The 20392-nt window shown below is 32.0% G+C and carries 25 protein-coding genes; 15 read left to right on the top strand and 10 right to left on the bottom strand.

The annotated features are described in order from the left end of the window. Positions 1 to 53 precede the first annotated feature (53 nt). The 3 genes from cobQ to MEFER_RS07985 all read left to right on the top strand — a co-directional run bounded on the left by cobQ (position 54) and on the right by MEFER_RS07985 (position 4249). Positions 54 to 1535, top strand: a complete 1482-nt coding sequence (gene cobQ / locus MEFER_RS07995; RefSeq protein ID WP_048056479.1) for a cobyric acid synthase CobQ — start codon at positions 54 to 56, stop codon at positions 1533 to 1535. Between the two features lie 147 nt (positions 1536 to 1682). Next, positions 1683 to 2690, top strand: coding sequence for an ATP-binding protein (locus MEFER_RS07990; RefSeq protein ID WP_015792120.1), 1008 nt, complete (start codon positions 1683 to 1685; stop codon positions 2688 to 2690). A gap of 80 nt (positions 2691 to 2770) precedes the next feature. Continuing rightward, positions 2771 to 4249 (top strand): FIST N-terminal domain-containing protein, encoded by a 1479-nt coding sequence (locus MEFER_RS07985; protein WP_015792119.1) that lies wholly within the window; start codon positions 2771 to 2773, stop codon positions 4247 to 4249. A 417-nt stretch (positions 4250 to 4666) separates the two neighbouring features. Here MEFER_RS07985 and MEFER_RS07980 read toward each other — a convergent pair whose 3' ends face one another. Genes MEFER_RS07980 through MEFER_RS08375 form a run of 5 tightly spaced genes read right to left on the bottom strand, consistent with a single transcriptional unit; the run spans position 4667 to position 8866 of the window. Beyond that, entirely contained in the window at positions 4667 to 5659 is a 993-nt protein-coding gene (locus MEFER_RS07980) for a tyrosine-type recombinase/integrase (RefSeq protein ID WP_015792118.1), read from the bottom strand. Next, entirely contained in the window at positions 5640 to 5891 is a 252-nt protein-coding gene (locus MEFER_RS07975) for a DUF2540 domain-containing protein (RefSeq protein WP_015792117.1), read from the bottom strand. The genes MEFER_RS07980 and MEFER_RS07975 overlap by 20 nt, the downstream gene beginning before the upstream one ends. Positions 5892 to 5908: 17 nt before the next feature. Then, a complete protein-coding gene (locus MEFER_RS07970) occupies positions 5909 to 6439 on the bottom strand; it encodes a ribonuclease H-like domain-containing protein (protein ID WP_015792116.1) in 531 nt (176 codons plus the stop codon). A gap of 18 nt (positions 6440 to 6457) precedes the next feature. Continuing rightward, the gene (locus MEFER_RS07965) at positions 6458 to 8689 is read right to left on the bottom strand and encodes an AAA family ATPase (RefSeq protein WP_015792115.1); all 2232 of its coding nucleotides are present in this window, start codon (positions 8687 to 8689) and stop codon (positions 6458 to 6460) included. Positions 8690 to 8698: 9 nt separating this feature from the next. Beyond that, positions 8699 to 8866, bottom strand: coding sequence for a hypothetical protein (locus MEFER_RS08375; RefSeq protein WP_015792114.1), 168 nt, complete (start codon positions 8864 to 8866; stop codon positions 8699 to 8701). A 174-nt stretch (positions 8867 to 9040) separates the two neighbouring features. Between MEFER_RS08375 and MEFER_RS07960 the strand changes: the two genes are divergently transcribed. The 4 genes from MEFER_RS07960 to MEFER_RS07945 all read left to right on the top strand — a co-directional run bounded on the left by MEFER_RS07960 (position 9041) and on the right by MEFER_RS07945 (position 11733). Then, positions 9041 to 9394 (top strand): ArsR family transcriptional regulator, encoded by a 354-nt coding sequence (locus MEFER_RS07960; RefSeq protein ID WP_048056382.1) that lies wholly within the window; start codon positions 9041 to 9043, stop codon positions 9392 to 9394. A gap of 415 nt (positions 9395 to 9809) precedes the next feature. Then, positions 9810 to 10298, top strand: a complete 489-nt coding sequence (locus MEFER_RS07955) for a hypothetical protein (protein WP_015792112.1) — start codon at positions 9810 to 9812, stop codon at positions 10296 to 10298. A gap of 141 nt (positions 10299 to 10439) precedes the next feature. Further along, positions 10440 to 11426 carry a hypothetical protein gene (locus MEFER_RS08230; RefSeq protein WP_015792111.1) on the top strand — a complete coding sequence of 329 codons (987 nt, stop codon included), beginning with the start codon at positions 10440 to 10442 and terminating at the stop codon, positions 11424 to 11426. Then, complete coding sequence (locus MEFER_RS07945) at positions 11419 to 11733, top strand: hypothetical protein (RefSeq protein WP_015792110.1); 315 nt, start codon at positions 11419 to 11421, stop codon at positions 11731 to 11733. The genes MEFER_RS08230 and MEFER_RS07945 overlap by 8 nt, the downstream gene beginning before the upstream one ends. A 158-nt stretch (positions 11734 to 11891) precedes the next feature. On the opposite strand, the gene MEFER_RS07940 is transcribed toward MEFER_RS07945, so the two are convergent. Both MEFER_RS07940 and MEFER_RS07935 read right to left on the bottom strand, forming a co-directional pair. Further along, positions 11892 to 12254, bottom strand: a complete 363-nt coding sequence (locus tag MEFER_RS07940) for a DUF2283 domain-containing protein (RefSeq protein ID WP_015792109.1) — start codon at positions 12252 to 12254, stop codon at positions 11892 to 11894. Then, positions 12241 to 12564 (bottom strand): hypothetical protein, encoded by a 324-nt coding sequence (locus tag MEFER_RS07935; protein ID WP_015792108.1) that lies wholly within the window; start codon positions 12562 to 12564, stop codon positions 12241 to 12243. Before MEFER_RS07935 ends, MEFER_RS07940 begins: the two co-directional genes overlap by 14 nt. A gap of 358 nt (positions 12565 to 12922) precedes the next feature. Between MEFER_RS07935 and MEFER_RS07930 the strand changes: the two genes are divergently transcribed. After that, positions 12923 to 13681 (top strand): hypothetical protein, encoded by a 759-nt coding sequence (locus MEFER_RS07930; protein WP_015792107.1) that lies wholly within the window; start codon positions 12923 to 12925, stop codon positions 13679 to 13681. Here MEFER_RS07930 and MEFER_RS07925 read toward each other — a convergent pair. Next, on the bottom strand, positions 13678 to 14511 hold the full coding sequence (locus MEFER_RS07925) for a hypothetical protein (protein WP_015792106.1): 834 nt from the start codon (positions 14509 to 14511) through the stop codon (positions 13678 to 13680). The two genes, MEFER_RS07930 and MEFER_RS07925, sit on opposite strands and share 4 nt — an antisense overlap. 230 nt (positions 14512 to 14741) lie before the next feature. Here MEFER_RS07925 and MEFER_RS08615 point away from each other — a divergent pair, with 230 nt between their 5' ends. Beyond that, on the top strand, positions 14742 to 14867 hold the full coding sequence (locus tag MEFER_RS08615; RefSeq protein WP_015792105.1) for a hypothetical protein: 126 nt from the start codon (positions 14742 to 14744) through the stop codon (positions 14865 to 14867). On the opposite strand, the gene MEFER_RS07920 is transcribed toward MEFER_RS08615, so the two are convergent. Beyond that, positions 14864 to 15085: a hypothetical protein gene (locus MEFER_RS07920; protein ID WP_015792104.1), complete on the bottom strand. Its 222-nt coding sequence runs from the start codon at positions 15083 to 15085 to the stop codon at positions 14864 to 14866. The two genes, MEFER_RS08615 and MEFER_RS07920, sit on opposite strands and share 4 nt — an antisense overlap. A gap of 337 nt (positions 15086 to 15422) precedes the next feature. On the opposite strand from MEFER_RS07920, the gene MEFER_RS07915 reads away from it, so the two are divergent. From MEFER_RS07915 to MEFER_RS07890, 6 genes are all read left to right on the top strand, one after another. Then, positions 15423 to 15677, top strand: coding sequence for a hypothetical protein (locus tag MEFER_RS07915; RefSeq protein ID WP_015792103.1), 255 nt, complete (start codon positions 15423 to 15425; stop codon positions 15675 to 15677). Next, positions 15674 to 15958 (top strand): histone family protein, encoded by a 285-nt coding sequence (locus tag MEFER_RS07910; protein WP_015792102.1) that lies wholly within the window; start codon positions 15674 to 15676, stop codon positions 15956 to 15958. Before MEFER_RS07915 ends, MEFER_RS07910 begins: the two co-directional genes overlap by 4 nt. 193 nt (positions 15959 to 16151) lie before the next feature. Continuing rightward, a complete protein-coding gene (locus MEFER_RS07905) occupies positions 16152 to 16415 on the top strand; it encodes a hypothetical protein (RefSeq protein ID WP_015792100.1) in 264 nt (87 codons plus the stop codon). Next, positions 16393 to 17325, top strand: a complete 933-nt coding sequence (locus tag MEFER_RS07900; protein ID WP_015792099.1) for a hypothetical protein — start codon at positions 16393 to 16395, stop codon at positions 17323 to 17325. The genes MEFER_RS07905 and MEFER_RS07900 overlap by 23 nt, the downstream gene beginning before the upstream one ends. 39 nt (positions 17326 to 17364) lie before the next feature. Further along, positions 17365 to 17607, top strand: coding sequence for a hypothetical protein (locus tag MEFER_RS07895; protein ID WP_015792098.1), 243 nt, complete (start codon positions 17365 to 17367; stop codon positions 17605 to 17607). A gap of 67 nt (positions 17608 to 17674) precedes the next feature. Further along, positions 17675 to 17992, top strand: a complete 318-nt coding sequence (locus tag MEFER_RS07890; RefSeq protein ID WP_015792097.1) for a hypothetical protein — start codon at positions 17675 to 17677, stop codon at positions 17990 to 17992. A 42-nt stretch (positions 17993 to 18034) separates the two neighbouring features. Here the strand turns inward: MEFER_RS07890 and MEFER_RS07885 are convergent, their stop codons facing one another. Next, positions 18035 to 20392, bottom strand: a complete 2358-nt coding sequence (locus tag MEFER_RS07885; RefSeq protein ID WP_048056381.1) for a hypothetical protein — start codon at positions 20390 to 20392, stop codon at positions 18035 to 18037.

The following is a 20392-nucleotide window of genomic DNA, read 5'->3' as shown; positions in this document are numbered from 1 at the left end:
TTATAATTAATCTCAAAAAAAGTATAAAAATAAAAAATGTTGAGTTGATGAAAATGGCAGAGTTTATAATGGTTGTTGGAACATCATCAAACAGTGGAAAAACTACAATAACCGCTGGATTGTGTAGGATATTGGCTAATAAAGGTTATAAAGTAGCGCCATTTAAATCGCAAAATATGAGTTTAAATTCAAGAGTTGCAAAAGAAGATGGGGAAATTGCTATAGCTCAATACACTCAAAGCTTAGCCTGTAAAGTTGAGCCGTCAATTCATTTCAATCCAATACTGTTAAAACCAAAAGGAAACTTTACCTCTCAAGTTATAGTTCACGGAAAGCCCTATAAAGATATGGATTATAACGAATATAGGAAAAATAAAGATTTTTTCTTGAAAAAAATTAAAGAAAGCTTAGAAATTTTAGATAAAGAGTATGACTATGTTGTTATGGAAGGAGCGGGAAGTTGCTGTGAGATAAATCTATTGAAGGATGATATAGCAAATTTAAGAATAGCTGAGATGGTTAATGCAAAAACAATTTTAGTTGCAGATATTGATAGAGGTGGAGTTTTTGCCTCAATATATGGAACTATAAAACTATTGCCTGAGAGTTGGAGGAAGCTTATTAAAGGAATTGTGATAAATAAATTTAGAGGAAATGCAGAGGTTTTAAAAGAAGGAATTGAAAAGATTGAAGAGCTAACAGGCGTTCCAGTTTTAGGTATAGTACCTTATGATGAAAATCTCGTTTTGCCAGAAGAGGATAGTCAAGTCTTGCAGAGCATGAAAAGTTTTGGAAATGCGAAAAGTGGAATAGAGGTTAATGTTGTTAGGTTTTCAAAAATATCAAACTTTACAGATTTAGACCCTTTAAGATACGATGCATTTGTAAAGTTTATCGATTTTGATGACGATGTAACTGGAGATATTTTAATACTTCCAGGAACAAGAAGCTCAACTAAAGAGGCTTATTATTTGAAAGAGGGTAATTTTGATGAAAAAGTTTTAGAGTTTTTAAAAGATGGAGGGATTGTTGTAGGAATATGCGGAGGTTATCAAATTTTGGGTAAGGAATTGATAGATAAAGAAAGGAAAGAATCAGATATAGGCGATATTGGGGGGTTAAAAATCTTTGATGCAAAAACATACCTTGGAAATGAGAAGGTTGTTAAAAACTCTTATGGTTATTTAAATCTTAACAATAAGATGTTTTATGTTAAAGGCTATGAGATACATGAGGGAATAACGTATTCAAAAGAAAAACCTCTTATAAAAATTGAAAGAGGCTTTGGAAATTGTGGAAATGGTTTTGATGGATCCATTAAGAGGTTTGGAGATGGATTGGCTATAGGAACTTACTTCCATGGAATATTTGAGAACTATGAGTTTAGAAATTACATTATTAATTTGATTAGAAGAAGGAAAGGTTTGGAAGAAATTAATGGAGATTCTTATAAAGATAGTATAGAAAAAAATTTAAATTACTTTGCCGAAGTTGTAGAGAAGAATGTTAATTTAAAGCCGATATTTGATAAGTAATTGTTAATATTAAATATAGTCTTTTCTTAAACTGTCCTTTTTGATAAATTGATTTTCAGTTGTAAAAAATTTTTGATTTTCATTCACTTTTGGTAAAAGTTTCAGGCGAAGCCCTATGGTTTTAAAAATCAATATTAAGGGGATATTATGATTAATTTGAGAGAATTAAAAAGATATGCAAATCCATTCTTTTTAACTATAAGAAAGGATAAGATTTTGGTTAACAATAAAAGAATGGCAAGGTTGTCAAGAACAAAGATGGATAAAATTGAGGAAGAATTTGGAATTCCAGTAGTTTATTCAAAAACTTATGAGTATGTATCAACAAAGGTTGGAAGGTTTATAACTAAACATAAAATTATAGCTCCAAGAGATGTGATTATAGTTGGATTAAGTGGAGGGAAAGATAGTTTATTGCTCTTACACTTATTGGAAGTCTATAGAAGAAAATATGGAATAAAACTGATAGCTGTTACTGTAGATGTTAATATTGGCGGAGTTAGACCATGGAGGGAAGATACTGAAGGAGTTAAGTTAATAAAACACCATTGTGAGATGTTAGATGTTCCTCACCTATTATTAAAAAATGATCTGGATGTGGTTGAGTTATCTGAAATATTAACAAAAAATTCTAAAGGGATGGAATTTTCACCATGTTTCTCATGCTCTGTAATTAAAAGGCATTTGTTAGGAAAGTTGGCTAAAGAAATTGCTGAGAAGGAAAACATTCCTTATGAAAAGGTTAAATTAGCTTATGGGCATAATTTAGATGATAATTCAGATACGATATTAGCCAATCTTTTTAAAGGGGAAAGATTGAAGTTTATGAGGCCATTAACAAAATTTAAATCTAATGTAGTTGATTATCAAAGCTTTAAAATTCCTTTGGAAGAGTGTACGATCATTAGACCTATGCTTCCTGTGTTAGAAAAAGATATAGTAAAAGCCCTTGAAGAGTGTGGAATAGAGTATTATAAAGATAAAGATGTCTGCCCATACAGTAGGGATAGAGGAGATAGTATTAGAAGGAGATGCCATGAAATTTTAGAAAGCTTAGAGGTTGAGATTCCAAACATCAGAGAGATGGTTGTAAGTTCTGCATTAAAAACTGTTGAATACTACAGCAAAAATCCTTATGGGATTGATGAAGAGTAAAAATAGGTCTAAATATTAAATGGGATTTTAAAAATCCTTATGAGGATGGGTTAAAAATTGGGAAGAGGATTAAGGAAAAGGTGGGTAATCCGTCTTTAATAATATTTATTACCACTGTATTTGATGAAGATAAGTTAAAAAAAGTTTTTGAAGGAATGCAAGAACATATTTCTTTGGATGGGCTTGTTGGATGTTCTGCTGGGGGGACGTTTGTAGGAAACAAGTATATAAAAAAGGATGGGGTTTTAATTTTAGCCTTTGACGGAACTTTTAAGTATGCAACTGCCTGTAAAAAAATAGGCGACGATCCAAGAAAAACAGGAATAGAAATAGCAAATGAAATAAAAAACACTCTTGGGGAAAAATACGCATATTCGTTAAGTATAGAAGATAAATTTGTTGGATTCGTATTTTTTGATTGGCATATGGATCACGAGCAAGAAATATTGAACGCATTAGGAGGGGAGTTAGGATTTTCAATTGTTGGTGGAACTGCAGGAGATGATAGTTCGTTTGAAAATTTTTTCCAGATATATAAGGGAGAGGTTGTTAGGAATTCCTGCGTTTTTGGAGTTGTTGGTGGAAAATTAAAATTCGATGTAATTTACGGACATGGGTATGAACCAACAAACGTATATGCAAGAGTTACAAAATCAGAAGGTAGAGTAGTTTACGAGCTAGATAACAAACCAGCCTACCAAAGATACTTAGAAATGATCTCCGAATACACAAAACTACCAATAAACATCGTTGAGAAATATCTCGATATTGGTAGGATTCATAAATTAAAATTTAGTATATATTTTATCCATCCATTGGGCTTTATAGACATGTTTGGAAATGTAATAACTGCATTTTTGGAAGCTTCTGATGGCGATAAGTTAATATTTAGGAGGGAAATTCCAGAAGGAATGTTTATGGTATTGATGAGAACTGATTTGGAAAAGATAGTTAGGGCAATTTATGATAGGGTATTGGAAATTAAGAAGGAGTATAAAAATCCATTAATCTTTATAAATCAAGGCTATGGAATTGAAATTCTTAAAAATCCATTATATAGGAAGTTTGAAAAAGAATCTCTTCCATATTTATCGGATTTTTACAATGATACAAAAAAAATTGAGGAATATGTTCTCGGAGATGATTGCATTGGTTGGGTGGCTTATGGAGAAACAATATCTAAAGATATTATAAGATTACATAACAATATATCATTCACTGGTGTTGTGTTTGAATTGGAGGAGGGGTATATAGATTGGAGGGAAGCGTTAAAGTATTTTGATTTTACTGATGAAGAAATTGAGGTTATTGTCAATTTAATCAATAATAAGTTAGATATAAATGAATTATCGAAGGCAACGAATATTCCTGTGGATAGGCTTAAGGATATATTGAAGAAATTACAAGATAAAGAAGTAGTAAAGTATATAGATGTAACCGAAAAATATTATATAGACATTGATGATTTAAAAGATGCATTAAAAAAGATTGATGAGGAAATGGATAAGGAGTATAAAGTTAAAAAAGCTGGAAGGGAGATGGTACTAAAAAGACTATAAAAAGGAAAATGAGTGGTTTAAATGACTAATGTGATCTCCAGACGATTATATTTTTTTCAAACAAAAATCATTATAGTTTTTTGATACGCAATACTCCAGTAGAATACAATTTTTTTAATTGACTTAATTATTCTACTGGTTTAACCCAGTTGAAAATAGCTTAAAGGAGTATTTTTTAACCTTGTTGGGTTAAAAGTTGTTTAAAATAGATTTGGCGCAGGGGCTGGGATTTGAACCCAGGCGGGGCATAGCCCCACTGGATCTCAAGGAATGTCACACCACACTTAACTCTTCTAAACCCCTCCGTGTCTCAACACCCCAAAACTTACTACTCACACCCTAAAAATATTCCAACAACACCCCACTATCACACTGTCCAAAATCCAGTTAAACAACCAACTCCACAATAAATAACACTTACTGGATTCTCAACAACTTTTTAATAAACTCCAAACTCTCAGCCCTCTCCTTAGAATGAGCATAAATCAAAGTAGTATTCATCGACCTATGACCCAAGTATTCTTTTACAATATCTATTGGCACTCCCTTATTCAACAAATCAACAGCCCTCCCATGCCTAATACTATGAATAACAATACGCTTATTCTTAGGGATTTTACCCTCCTCTTTCAACTCATTCACAGCCCTCCTAAAAACCTCACTAATCCACTCTTTTCTAACTTTCTTACCTTGACTATTTTGGAAAAGATAGTCATCTGAACCTTGCCTCACATTAAACTGAACATAATCCCTAAGCAACTCCAAAGTATCAGAAGAGCAAACAACAGTCCTCTCCTCATGAGTTTTGGTATTTCGAATCTTAAATATACCATTATCTAAATCAACATCCCCATATTTAAGATTCAAAATTTCAGAAACCCTACAACCAGTATCCCAAAGAAGCCTAATAATCAAAGCATCCCTTATCCTTGTTCTACTCCCACTCTCAATAATCTTCCTTAAAATCATATTCAACATTTCAGCATCCACAGCATCATAATGTTGTATCTCAATCCTTGCAAACCTCTTCCTCTCTTTTGATTCCTCAACAAACTCCTGAATAACATCATACATTCTCAAAACTCTATAAAACACTTTTAGCAGTAGAAAATACTTCCTCTGCGAACTTTTAGAGACCTTCCTAACTGTATCCAAATAATTAAAAAATTTAACAAAATCCCCCGTTTTTAACTCTTCTGGATTTTTTCCAAGATAATTAATACAATAATCTAAAAACACCCTCAACCTATCCAAATCACTCTTTATTGTTGATTCTTTTATCCCATCAAACCTCCTCTCCTCTTCAAACCTCTTTAAATATTCTTTAATCTTATCCGTCTCTTCTATCTTCTCTTTCTTAACCTTCAAAAGCAAAAGATTTTCAAGTTGTTTAAGCTCTTTCTCCCTCATCCAACTTCACCAACTCACAATTCAACAACAAATTAGCACTCTTACCCAACCTCTCCAAAATTGCTTCCTCTTCCTCTGTAAGAGTTAGAGACCTTTTAAACTTTTTCTCTGCTTCAATTGCCCTCCTCAATGTCTCAATATCTATATTTTCAACATTTTCAAGCTTATGTAAAAGATATCTTAGTTTTCTGCCATCAATGTTTTTACAGAGATAAAAAGTAACCCTCCTCATAAAACCCACCAAAGGCATTATTCCTCAATCAAACCACAATCAACTAATATTTTATACAGCTCCCAAGTTCTCTCTAAGTCTCTCTTTAAATGCTCACAGATTTTGCGTTTAGCTTCTTCATCTCCTTCTTCTTCAAACTTCTTCCAAAGCTCTGGAATTTCACTTCCATTAGCGTCATCCTCTGGAACATCAATTCCCAAAAACCTACAGTAATCTACCAACTTTGTCCCCTTCTTATACTGCCCACCACTTCCATTCAATATCTGCCTTAAATCTACTCTGCCCTGGTATTTTCTGAAATGCTTTATTTTCAACCTATGATATAAGCTTCTCAATTTTAAGAACTGCCAATCAAAGTCGATGTTAAAGCCGATAATTTTTTCAATTCCTTCTTTTTCTACCGTATCCCAAAAATTAACCAGCAAATAATACTCTGACTCATCCATTAAGATTATGGTCCTATCACCAATCCTTACACCAATGGCAACTATACGATGCTCCATAGGGTTGAGTCCAGTGGTTTCAATGTCAATGATTGCCTTAACCATCACTTTCACCTCTAATTATCATATAAGTTGCCAATAACCTGGCTTAGGACTATGAATATCCCCAACTTTCTTTAAATAACTCAAAGCATCATCCACATCTTTCTCTGATAATCCCATATCTTTGGCTTTATCCTTAATATCCTCCTCAGGAGCTAAACCATCATCCCTTGAGTCAGAAATCTCTTTAACAATACTCAAAACCTTCTCAACCTTATCTCTCTTAGATTTCGGAGTTCCAGCTATCTTATCTATATCAATACTTCCAGATTCAGGGTCGTAGGCGATTTGTTTTAGGCAATAATCCATAATTTCAATGGCTTCCATTACATCGTCTTCTCCTACAATTTTCTTTAACTTAGCCTTAGCTATCGCTCCTGCTAATCTAATAATTGCCTCGGCTTGTCTTGCCGTTATAGGTATTGGATTATCCCCCTCACCCAACTTCCTCATTTCAACATAATAGTTCTTTAAAACCTCTTTTGCTTCTTTACTAATCTTAGGCATGTATGTTCTCGCATGGAGTATATACTTTAAAATAAACTCATCATCTATTTCTACGCCATTTATAACAAGTTTTTCTTTTTTTCCATCAATTGCTCTATTTATTTCATCAATAATGTGGTCTATAATCTCAGCATCCTTGTTTTTATCCGGAATGTCCATTAACGGAAATATTAAATCAAACCTACTAAACATAGGGGCTGACAACTCAATCTGTTCTATAACTGTCTTATTCCTATCAAACCTCCCCCTCTTTGGATTACATGCGGCTAAAATTGCACATCTTGCTGGTAATACAGCATCAAAACCACCTTTATTAACATGAACTGTTTGACTCTCCATAGCTTCGAGTAATGCCTTAGTTAATTCTTTATTTACCCCAATCTCATCAACACAGCAAGTATTACCATCTGCTAACACCAATGCCCCAGGCTTTAAAATATACCCTTCTCCAAATTCCGTAGGTCCTCTAACTACAGCTGCAGCAAGACCTGCAACACTTGTAGTAGCTCCAGACACATACTTATTCCCATACAATTCTAACTTCCTCATAATTGTAGTTTTTCCAATTCCCGGGTCCGTAATGAGTAGAATATTAATATCTCCCCTTTTGAGTGTCTTACCGTTTAAAAAAGTAATTCCTTTAATTTGTTGTAGAAAAATAGCTTTTTTAACTATCTCATGCCCTTTAATCTCCCTAAACATATAATTTGCTAATTTCTCAATTACATTTTTATCCTTAGCCACTTTTCTAATCTTTTCAATGTCTTCCTCAGTTATCTCAATGTCTATTTTATCCAACTGCTCAATATTAAAAGCTCTAATAAATATCTTTGACACAGAACCCTTAATTTTCTTCTTAATAGCAACCCCAGTAATCTTAACCTTACCATTATATATTGGTGGAAACCCCTCAGCAAACACTGTTATTGTGTGTTGTTTCCCGTCTTTACTTAACTCCAAAGGTTGCTGAACATAAATTTCTTGGAAATTGACATGCTCTGACTCGCTCTCTAAATACCTAAAACCCTTTATGTCACATTCAGGACAACTTAACTCCTTAGCCACGTTAATAGGGTCATCCCAAATATCAAGCTCAACATACTTAACCCTACCACATCTTGGACATTCAAACGCCCCTTTTGCAACCCTACTCATTGGCTTTCCTGCCTGAATAATCATGCCTTCAAACTCTATAAGCTTACCAACATGCTTACTTTGAAGTTCAGAAATCTTAACCATATTTTCTCTAAGATTCCTTATCCTAACAATACTTTCAGGAACTCCACCAAAAATCTCCTCATAAGCTTCTTTATAAATCTCATTTATCAATCTTCTACACTCATAAGGATTATTAACTATCTTATCATTTATCTCCAAACAATCTATGAAATGATATGTAAATTCCTCAACATCAAAAACATTCCACTCTGGTCCTTCAGTTGATAACTTTTCTTTGAAGTATTTTTTTATCTTATATTCATAGTTAGCTAAGAAAAATTCTTCATCAAAAGTGTTAGGGGAGGATATTTCATAAGGGTCTTTAATGAGGGTTATAATTTTTCTTCCATCAATAATTTCTTGAGATATACAGCCTTCTGAGATTAATTGGGATTTGGCGTTTGAAACAGATTTTGGGTTAAACATTGCCTTTAAAGTTGGTAATAAATCATTATCCCAATCCGCCTGTTTGTTAGGCATTCTTTTTAACATGCTTATAATTTCTCTTTTTATATTATCATAAGCCATAATCTCACGCTATTCTTCATTTTCAGAGTCAATAGGAATTATTATCAATGTTTTCCCCACACAATCTTTTGGCAAGTAAGGATAAGGTCTGCAAGACCCTCCTACTGGAACTCCTTTACAAATGTAGCATTTCCCTTCGATTCTCTCAGTTTTTCTACCTCTTTTTTTGGAGTCCATAATCCCACCAAATTATAATTATAAAATTGTAATTATAATGTTCATCATTTACAATTTATTAGTTGTAAATTTACAACTGTTATTTTTGTGATACAAGTATATAAACTTTACGTTCTATAAATTACAACTGTAAAATTACATTTGGAATTTTGCAACTTTAATGGGTGATAAATGATGATTAGAAAAACATTAATGAAGAAAAACGTTGATAAAATTCTTGAACTTCTTGAGGAAGAGGGTGAGATGTTTTTTGGACAACTTCAAAGAAAAACAGGCATAAATCCAAGTAATTTAACATTGCTTTTATCAGAGTTATTGCTTGAAGGATTAGTAAGTAAAACAGAAAAAAGCGATTATGAGGGTGGTAGAGTAAAATCATATTATTCAATCACTGAAAGAGGTAAAGAAGCGTTAAAAATCTTAAAGCTATTGAAAACATTTGAAAAGTTAAAAGATAACCAAGCACTTGAAATTCATTTCAAAGTCATAGATTTGGATTCACAAAATTCCATATCTGAGCATGGGTAATATAGAACTATATATCAATTCTGAGATGGACAAACATTTGCCTTATTTTGTTCAAAACTCAAAGAAAAATGGTTTATTTTTGGTTTAGAGTCTTATTTGTAAAAAAGCTTAAAATGTTCTCATCTCTGGACTTAAAAGGTCAATTTATTGAGATTATGCGGTTTAGTAACATTTAAACCGAGATACTTAGATAACGGTTTATATTCCCTAAACCAAGAAAATAAGAACAATTAAGTTTGAATACCTTAGAGATAAGCCCAAATTATACGATTTCATAATTTGGACTCTAAACCAAAAATAGGACATAAATTATTTAGAATTTTGTAAAATCTCAAAGAATTATATTTATCTCTAAATCCGACACATCTCGGGACACTATCCTACAAATATCAACAAACTTAAATATGGTGGCAGTATGGCACTATCACCTGAGGACCGTAACGACCTAAAAAGATTAGTAAGTAGATTAAAAAGATTGGATAAAAAACAGGTAAATTATTGGACATTGTCGGATGTAATTTCGTTTTGTGACATATTGCAACAGTTTGGTAAGATTATACATGACAGACAGATAGTCTCAGAAGTGCAGATATACGTTGATTGGCTTGAAAAGCGATATTACTATTTAAATGTAACGCCACATGAAATTCTATGCACTATTTCTTATAAAAAATTGGATGATGGAAAGTGCTGGATGAAACATAAGAGTGTAGGTCCTATATCTTTGATGATTATTGATGAAAATAATGATTGGAGAACTCCGTGGTTATGCTACCCTCCTAAAGATTATACTCCTGCACAAATTATGTCATTAATTGTTTATGTTTTTATAGAATATATAAATATGTTAATAGGTCAGCCGTCAAAGAACATTGAAGTCTTTTTCCATAGAGAAGGTAAATGATTTTTTAAACATTATCAATCTTTGATATTCTAAACTCATATAGTAATCGTTATATAGTTATACAATTATATTAAAAATCGAAATTGGTAAATTTATTGTTATTGTATTGTTGTTTATGTTGGGAAATTGTTGGTGATATTTATGAAAAAAATATGGATAAAGGTTGAGGGTAGGGATGTGAGGGGCCATAAAATAAAAGTGCTGACGTTGTCTCATATACTATCAAATTTTCAACGTTTGTTGTATGATTTAAAGCCAAGACGTTTGAAATCTGATTATGTTACGTTATATCTTGAAAATTTCGAGAGGGGTAGTGCGGTTTTTGGTGTTAATCCTTTAACTTGTCACTTGACAGATGGTGGTCCAGCCCATGATATAACATTAAGGTTTTTTAAGAAAATAAGTAATGTCAATTCAAAGGACGAGTTGAAAGAAATTTTGTCTAAGTTTCCAGAGTATAAAGCTATTAATATTTTAAAAAGATTGGAAAAAATTTGGTCAGATGATGATAATCATATAAGTATTGGAGTTGGTGAAAATCCAACCGATGCAGAATATATTTATTTAAATCCTAAAAAAAGAAGGTATATCAAAGATACTTATGTTGAATACCTTAAAAAGTATCAAACTGAAGTATATGGGACTTTAACAAGGGTAGAGTTGGATAGAGAACCAAATACTTTCGGATTATATACAATGGATGGAAAAATTATAAAAGGTGAATTTGACCCAAGAGAGAATCCTGACTTAAAAGAAAAGATTAAAAAATTACTTGAAGAACCTGTTAAGGTTATAGGAGTATTGAATGAAAACAAGAAAAAATTTGAAATAATACTGGATTTCCAACCACTCAAAGAAATTGAATTATATGAGATAGGACAATATAAACTTAAAGAACCGTTAAAATTCAAGGTTATTTATGATGATAAAGTTTGGTATCTGGATAATAGGGAGTTAAATCTTGTAGGGTGTGGGAATACATTAGAGGATGCTATTAAAGATTTGGAAGAGGAGTTTGATTTCATGATTGAGGAGTATCTTTATGAAGGTGATGAAAATCTTCATGAGTCTGCTCTTAGGTTAAAAAAGAAACTTAAAGAAATTTTAGGGGAGGGAGACCTTGGTTAAGTCAAGGAGATATAGGGGAAATGATATAATAAACTCCCTGACTAATAAAGGTTTTGAACGAAAGAATTCTCATCACATCAAATTAATTTTAAAAATTGATGGGAAAAAGACACCGATTCGCACCAAAATAAGTCATAGTGATAGGACTACTGAAATATCAGATAACATTATTAAAAAAATTGCAAGACAGTTAAGTTTTGTTAATAGTGATAATAAGATTGATTGGGATTCTTTTGGTAGATTTATTGAATGTTCTATGAGTTATGAAGAGTATGTTGGGTATTTAAAAGATAGGGGAGTTATATAAATCTTATCCAACTGAAACTTAAACATGTTATTTTAAAATGCTATGATTTGACTGTAAAATAAGCCCTTTCAACTTCTCTTTTTTCTGGTCCTATAAAATAGGAGATTGTGTAATTACATTCAAATATACAAATTAATATGTTAATAAAAAAGACGTGCTTAGCATGTCATTGTTGCTATGCCTTCTGCTAAGTTCATCTCGTTTAAGCCCTTAGCAATAATTGATTTTTCCACTTCTTTATTTCTTTTCAATACTGTAATTTTCATTTCTATTTTTACAACGTCTTTTGTAATTTCTATTATGCTATTAAAGCTTACGATATTTTTTAGGTCATATTTTGGGATTTTGAATTTTTTTGAGGCATCTAATATCTCAATTCCCTTAGGACTTCCATCTTCGCTGAAGTCAATTATAATATCCCCTAAGTCTAATGAACCTTTATATTCTTTCCCTTTTGTGTAGATATATAAGCTGTCGTTTCTCATGTCATAATCTAAGTTTGTTGCTTTATATTCTTTCATCTTTCCTCTCCCTTTTCTTTTTCTCTTGTGGGTAAGTGGTTACTAAGTTTATCTCTATAGGATTGGTATTCCAAACACTAATAACAATGATTAGGTCATATTTTTCATCGAGTTCATAATATAATCGGAATTTGTTCCCGCTCTGCTTTAAGATTCCTACAGGTTTTTGAGTTAATAGCATATTTTTTATTTTAGATATATTGGGAAGTTTATCTTTTCTACTTTCACATCTTTCTATAAAATGGTTTGTTATAGTTATATTTTCTTCTTCTATTTCTGATAATATTTCAATAACCTCATCAATATCCATGTTGCCCCTTCTTACCACCTGTAGTTTTGATGGTTTGTATGGTTATTATCCTACTATAGTAAAACCATAGTTTTACTATAGTATTGTTGTGATATGTTGTATTAAAAAGTTTCCATTAATACCTCAATTATGTGGTGTTCATATCCACTTTATATAGTGAGTATTACTAACTAAACGAGGGCATATTTAAATGATTTTATAAATGCTATGATTTGACTGTAAAATAACCTTTCTCTTTTTTGGTGTGTTGTCTGCTGGTCCTATGAGATGTCAATGTAAAAGAGTGATTAATCAAAAAGCTTATATATTTTTTAATGTTAAAATTATAAAGTTAAAGTATTTTTAGTAGGTGGTGTGTTTGAGTTTTACTAACAGGTGGGTGTGTGCTGTAGATTCTTCTATAGTTATAGACCCTGAAGAAATCTTAGGTAAAAATAAAGTCTTGGACACAATAGATGGTAAAGAGTATCAATTATATAAAGTTATTGTATTTGACCCTCCAGTAGTATCTGCATCTAACGATATTGAATATGTGGGGGGCAGATTATATTATCAGATAGAGTTCCCAATTATAGATTATGAAATAGAACAGATTGGAAATCATGAGATACAAATTAAGGAGAGTAGTAGAATTATTAGAAGGACATTTACAATTGATTTTTGGATGTCGTTATATTTAGACCAAAATTACATCTTATTTAAAAACTCACGTATAGAGGGAGATGGTTTAGCAGAATTATCCTATATGTTGTTTAAAAGGAAGAATGGCATTAAGCCAGTTACTTTTTTAGTTGAAAAACTTGAGGAAGATTTAAGAAATGGAGTTATTGGAGCAGGTATGTGGGGGCTTAGTTTCAAAGGTAGGACCGGAAGCGTCCATAGTGGAACGATGTATGGGGAGGATATAGATATAGACGATGAGTTATATTCTGAGGTTAGTAACACCAAGAAGGGATTTTTAGGATTAAAAATAGATATGGATAATGAGATAATAAAGGTTAGAGTAACTAAAAAAGGAACGATTACCCTATATAAAAAGTATGATTCAGATATGGAAGCCAATCAAAGAGTATTAGAAGTCATTGAGAACTACTTAGAAGATTATATGACATTTTAGAGTATGGGTATTTTCAATAGGTAATTTTTAATTGCATCTCTCAAATAATTTATAGTTTTTGACCATATTACTACTTTTGTGTCTTTAATAGTAACTGAGAAATCTGATTCTCTGATTTTAATTGGGTGGATTTCTGATTGTATTACATTTTCAGATACTTTCAGTTTTAAGCGGTATTCTTCATGAAATGGTTTATGAAGTCCATAATATTCTTCTATTTTTGAGTATATTTTATCGATGACATTTAAAAGCTTTTCATAGTTTTTAGTTTTCCTATAGGTGAATACTAAAGTCCCAAATAAGTTTATGCTGATTGCGGTCCCTATATGACATTCTCTACCTAAATCACTTGGTAGAATGTCACCATATTCTTTGATATATTGGTCTTGCATGAGTTTTGAATATTTTTTTAAATCTTCATAATCTAATGATAGGTCTAATTCTATATTTGGGAGAATACTGATTTCAACGGGAATGTTGAATTCTTTTGGAATTATGAGTATGTAATTAACTCCCATTCTTCCAGAATCTTTGTTTATTCCTCCAAACTCTTTGGTGAATATATCTACTACGATTTTTCTAATGTTTGTTAAATCTTTTTGTGTAGGGTTAATTTTTTCAAGGTATTTTTTATTACTTTTAAATTCAATATGGATTTCTTTGTTGATTGCCCACCAGATAACTCTTTTAATAGCTACACTACGGGCTAACAATTTTTTAAATTTTAAGATATATTCTCCAAATTGAATTACTCCAGCAACTGTTGCAAAATATCCTAAAATACCCATTACTCCTAAACCTAATGCTACTAAAATATATAAGATATCCATAACGAGTTCCCTCAGATAAAAACAGAGATTGCTGTTTTTAAATGTCTTTATGGGTTTAACTTCTATATAAATATGTTGCTTTTGAGTCCAATAGAAAAAATTTAATAATGTCATTATTTGTTATTAACTTTTATAATATCTGCCATTAACAAATTTAGGAGAAGGTTTCCAAAATATATAAAATCAACTTTCAATATAAGATTATAGTAGCAAAAAAGAGGTTGATGTTTATGGATAATCAAACTATAGTTACACTTATGGGTTTGGCTTCTTTGGGATTGATTGTTTTATTATCATTGGGGTTGTATGTGTGGTATTTCAAATTAGGAGGTAAAAAAGCATTAGAAACTAATTAAAGCTTTTTATAGATGTCATACAATATTGCACATAATAGCCAGATTGTTATTAGTATTGCAATGGCATCTCCAATAAATAGCACAACTCCCATGTGCAAGGTCATCATTCCAGATGCAGTATTTAGGATGACATACAACATAAATAAAAATTCGTATCCTACAAAAACTATTCCAGCATTAGCTATTTTGTCAAATAAAAGCTTCCGTTTTTCATCCATAATCATCCCAGGTTTATTTTATAATTTTTATGATGATTGTTTTGCTATTTTTTGATTATGGTTATTAACTTTTTTAATATCATCAATTAACAAATTTAGAGAGAAAGGTTTTTATATTTATATTACAATTTTATAATTGTAAGCTTACAACTATTAAATTGTAAGTATTAAATGACCACCTGAGGATAACCAGCTTTATCTGCTGGGACCCCTTGGGTGGGATGTAAGCCCCGAAACACTAAACCCCTCCCCCACATCTAATAATTTTTTTTAAAAAAGACGGGGCGGGATGAAGCCCCATTATTTATTGTTTATAAAAAGAGGTGGAGGGTTGATTATGAAGTTTTTGGTTGTTAAAAAGGGCAGTGAAACTAAGAGGATTAATGTTAATGAGATTAAGGAGATTTCGAGTTTTGGAAATCTTATTATAATCAAATACAGTGGTGGAGAGGTTAAAATAAAGGCTAAAGGAGATGCTGAAGAGGTTGCGGATTGGATTGTTAAGATGATTGCTGATTTTCCTAATAAGATTATTGATTTGAGGGCTGGTTTTGTAAGTAGAATTAAAGAAAAGCATGAGGTGAGAGTATGATTCCTAAGGCAACTTTGAAGAGGGTTATGAAAAATATTGCTGATAATTATCCTGAGAGTGGTTATGATTTTAGGATTTCTAATGATGCTGTTGAGGAACTTAACAACCACTTGCAAAAGATTTTGGTTGAGATTTTAGTTAAAGCAAGAATGAATGCACAAAAATCAGGAAGGAAAACCATAAAGAAGGAGGATATAATCGAAGCTATAGAAGATAATGGGTATTTAGCTGCGTTGATTGAGGAGATTTATGGAGTATCAGTTGCAGAGATAACTGCCTAAGCACTTTTTGTTTTTCTAATTTTCTACTCTTAAATATTTTGCCTTAATAAATCCTTAGGTGGGAATATGCAAATATTGGCATTTAGTAAGCAAGAAAATGGCAGGATTAAGCAGACTTATGTTATTGAGAATAACGGTAGAAAGTCGTTTTTTGGAGTGATAAAGGGGAGAGGGGATAAGCGAGGGAGGGATTATGGCTTCAAAAGGTAGGATTTATTTTATCGTTTTAAAAGCTGGGAGGGCTGTTTCTTATGGCTGTGCTAAAAGCCGTAAAGAATTCTTAGAAAGGAAGGAGGCTATTGAAGCTTTGGCTAATGATATTAAAGTTCAAAAAGTTGGTGTGAAGATGTTTAAGAAGGTTAGAAAGCAGGTGTTGGAATCAGATGGAAGAAAAGTGTTGATGAAAAGATTGAAAGTTAATCGGAGGGATTTGAATGGCTACAGATGTAGAAGTTAATTACCTAAGAGCGGCAGTTATTCACAAGAAGGTTTATGGTGCGGAGATTAATCCCAACGAAATTAGAAAGCAAGTGATGGATAGGGTTAAAGCAAGTAAGGGGTTGTTGGATGAAAAGGGGGCTTTTGTGATGTGGTTGAAGGAGTTGAAACTTTTAGATGATTATAAGAAGGTGAGAACTGTGAATGGGCAGAATGGCGTTACCATGGAAAAGAAAGAGGTAAAGAATGGAATAAAAGTTGATTTTAGCATCTTAGAGGCAAACTTAGAGGACCCTGATATAATTGAATTGTTTGGAGATACTGGAAGTTTGAAAACGTTTATAGCTTTTAACTGGGCTTTAGAAAAGGCAAAGGCTGGAAATAAAGTCATGTATATTGACACTGAAAGAAATATGACCAAAAAGCAGAGGGAGTTATTGAAATCTTCTGGATGTGATTACAGGTGCATAATTAACTTTGATAAGCTTGTTGAATTCATAACTGAAAAGCTTCCAGAAGGATATAATTATTTGGTTTTGGATTCTGTAGGGCTTCCAGCTCTTGGAAAGTTTGCAGTTGCAAATATGAGGGGTAAAGGTAATGTGTTGTTGAATGTTCAAGCTATTTTATACGCTTTAAAGGATTATTGTGTGGAAAATGACTGCTATGCTTTGGTTACCAATCAACCAACTTCTGAGATGAATAAAACGGAATATTTCCAATATGGTGGAAAAAAGTTTATAGTTACTGACCCGTTTGGTGATAAAGGTAGTTTTTTCGTGAAGGAGATTTATAGGACTATTATAATGGAGCAGAAGCCAAATAAAACAGTTGTTGATGTGATTGCATGGAGGAGTAGAGTTGTTGGAAAGTTATCAAGGATTTGTAGGGTTGTAAGGGAGGGGGATGAGATTTCAATAACTAAATAATTCTTTTTTTTAAAACTTAAAACTTTTTTGGTGGTGTTTATGTCAATAAAGCATAAATGTAGAACTGAGAGAATAGAGTTGATTATTAAAATAAATCATTTGAAAAGAGAGAATAAACAGTTGAGGAATAAAATAGCAGATTATAAGAGGACTTTAAACTTAATTAGGGGTAAGGGCTGTAAATTAACAGAAGAGTTATTAAAGATTGAGATTGAGAACTGTTTAAAAATACTAAAATTTAATGAAGAGACAATCAAAGAGTTAAAAGAGCGTTTAAAATAATTTCCAAATCAATAACTTTAATATACTTTGAGTCAATAATAGGAATTAATGATTACGTGGTGGTGTTATGGCTATTGCCTATGCTAAATTATATGAGTTGATTCTTAAAAAGGTTAAGGATGAGAAGGAGGCACGGGAGTTTTATGATGTAATAATTGAATTAATGAAAGAAGGAAAGATAGAAGTTAAGAATGAGTTAAAGGATGAGTTAAGAGGAGAGTTAGCTACGAAGGAGGATGTTAAATATTTAGAGGGAAAGATTGACATGGTTAAAAAAGAGTTGGAATATAAGCTTATTATTCACACTTTGATTATCCTATTTGCTATAATTATAACTAATCCTAACGCCATCGAGTTGATAAAGTTGTTATTTGGATTTAAATGATTTTTTATTTTTTATTTCCAATTTACATTTATTAATTTGGATTTATTTAATTAGTGATAGATAATCTTTCAACAATTTTAATTGGTCGTTTCTTATTTGAATTTGAATGTTCGAGTTTTCTAAACTGAATCTTACAGAATATACAGGCATTGAAATTAGTTGCCCATTATAATTTACAGTAATTGATGAATTGATTTTGGGAATCTCTTTTGATAATATTGTGAAGGTTTCTATTTTTCTTGGTTTTCCCATTTCTCTTACTATTGCCTTAGCAAGTTCTTTCTTTTCCTCATCTGTGTAAGTTGGTAGATTCAATTCCATTGGACTGTCATAAATCCTATAACAGTATGAATATTGCCACCTATCTCTTTCTTTGTTTAGTTGTTCTACTATGGAGAATTCAACAATTGGATTTACAAATATTCCAGAAACTTTTTCATATTTCTGTTTTAGATAGGTTACACCGTTTTCATAATGGTCGATGCCGTTAAAATTCCATAATCCAATCTTTTCTATTTTGTCGCTATTTATTATTATGTTTTCAGCTTCAATGTTATATTTGTTGTAGTAACCGTTTTCATTGCACCATTGTTTATCAATATAAACCGATATTCCATAATCTTGGATATTCAGTGCATTATCGGCAGTGTTTAGTATTTTCATTTGATAGACGCCAGTATCTACTTTCTCTACGTTGTATTGCCAATTGGTTTTGATTTTATCAACTGGAACATCAATGTAGTTCCCCTGTTCATCTTTTATTTTGATTTTGACAATTATTTCAGAGTGTTTATTTTCATCATAATCTGCACTTGTTGGATGAGGGAATTTGTTTGTTTCATTACCTTCTAAATCATAGGTCTTGGCATTTATGTTTATAGCGTGGCAGTATTGTCGCCTTTCAACAATGACAGTCTTTCTATCTGCAACATATCCATCACCATATAGCTCGAATACCACGTGCTTCACAGTATTTTCTGGTAAATTGAACGTTATCGTAATCTCTTCTTTCGCAACACCGTCATACAAAATAACATCATCATAATAAACTCTAAGGAGTGAATATTTGATATTGTAAAGCTTTGGATTATAATCTCTCGTAAAATAACTAATTGTGTAAGTAACTGTTTTTGATGCTTCGCTGTTTCTATAACAAACACAGGCAGGTGTTATCGAATCAAATGATTCAGCAAAAACGTCTTTCTTTGGCAGTTGAGAACATACATCACTTGTAGCAACAACAGGTTCAAGGTCAAACTCTTTAGTAGAACCATCAACGTAATGTAAGACGATTTTATGTTCTATTTCTGCCTTGACATCATCACACTGTAGCCAATCATAGTCATAAACTGAATATGTGAAGTTTTTGAATGTGAATGTAAATGTGTCTCCATTTTTTGTCCAGTTTAATACCCACCTTCCCCAGGCATTGACGGTAGTATCTGTTATTCCTTCACTTGCTGGCAATATTGGAACAAACAACCCTCCATCCGTTATTATTTGCCGTTTGGAATACTGTTTAGAACCACCATTGCATTTGAAATTGGCTTGGTATTCAATTTCAATCGGTATGGCAACATCGTCCACTCTAATATAGAAATGTGGAACAAGCGGTAGTATAAAACTTGTCAACCCTCCTACATAGTAAACTATTCCAAATATATCTACCAGTAGACCGTAATTGGAGATGGTATAAACTTCTGCAATATATATTGGGTCTATTTCAAGTTCAAAGTCATCAAAATGTACTCTTACATACCGTTTTTCATTCCCAGCCGTAACTTCAAAAATAACCTCACCGCTTAATGTTACACCATCAATTAAAACTGCCATATCTTCATCATCAGGTTTTTTAGGCAAATTTGTTATAAAAGAACTTTTATAGTTATCTGGGTTGAAATAGTCAAGAAATTCAATCCAACAGTTTTTGTTCGAATTATCCCTATGTATGTTTATTTCGAATGATTCAGTATGGAAGTGATAGACGATTTCAATCTCATCAGTTATGTGTACAGGTGGTAATTCAACCCTTAATACTCCCGAAGACTTTACAGTTTCAACAATATTGAATTGTGCAGATATATCGAATCCAACAGTTCTGACGGTAATATATTCTTTTTTGTCAGGAGCGTTAATATCCCCTCGTATTATTGCTGCTATCGATCTATTACCCCTATAATCTTCTAGAATGTACGTTGAGGTTACAGGAACTTCAGAATAATAGCGAAGAGGTCCGCTATCTGGTGATTGACAAATTGCACTATCGACAATCAACCAACCTTTTGGTGGCGGTGTAATTTGACCAATTTGAACTTCATTAGATGTGTAACAAACAGCATCAAATATTCTTTTTTCCCAATTATAATTTGAAACATAACCAGTAGCATTTAGTTGAACCAT

It is taken from the genome of Methanocaldococcus fervens AG86 (assembly GCF_000023985.1).
Lineage (GTDB): Archaea > AGJL01 > Methanococci > Methanococcales > Methanocaldococcaceae > Methanocaldococcus > Methanocaldococcus fervens.
Note: the sequence above shows the minus strand (reverse complement) of the source record. Positions and strands in the feature narration are given on the sequence as shown.